1 pseudogene is annotated in these 409 nt (G+C 31.8%); it reads left to right on the top strand.

Annotated features, from left to right (window positions below):
• Positions 1-229, top strand: a pseudogene (locus ACEW7V_RS02740) (hypothetical protein); the annotation flags it as partial.
• Positions 230-409: the final 180 nt, after the last annotated feature.

The following is a 409-nucleotide window of genomic DNA, read 5'->3' as shown; positions in this document are numbered from 1 at the left end:
TGCTGCGGTCACGCTCGCTTGTTTGGCTGAAACAATTTATTTTGTAGGATATGGTTATGAATTTGGTTATCAGTTTGAACTGATTGCTAATTTAGCTTGTGTTTTATCGTTTGGATTATTACCTGGTTTGTTGTTAAGACCCCAAGATAATTTTTTAAAAATGTATTTCGTTGTTGTCCTGTTATCAGCTTTATATCAAACATTATATTGGTATGTAATGTTAAAATAGGTGGTGGACAACCGAAATAAATATTTTTTCCCAAGATATTACCATCAACAAAAATTGCAACAGCTATGGTAAATAAAGGGCTCTTTATTGCTTTGCCTGTATTTGTGACTTCCCTTTTTAGTTATACTTTTAAAGAGCTGTTTAAAAGTTGCAATTTTTAGCAGATACAGCAATACGTAA

The sequence above is a fragment of the Areca yellow leaf disease phytoplasma genome (genome assembly GCF_041920595.1).
Note: the sequence above shows the minus strand (reverse complement) of the source record. Positions and strands in the feature narration are given on the sequence as shown.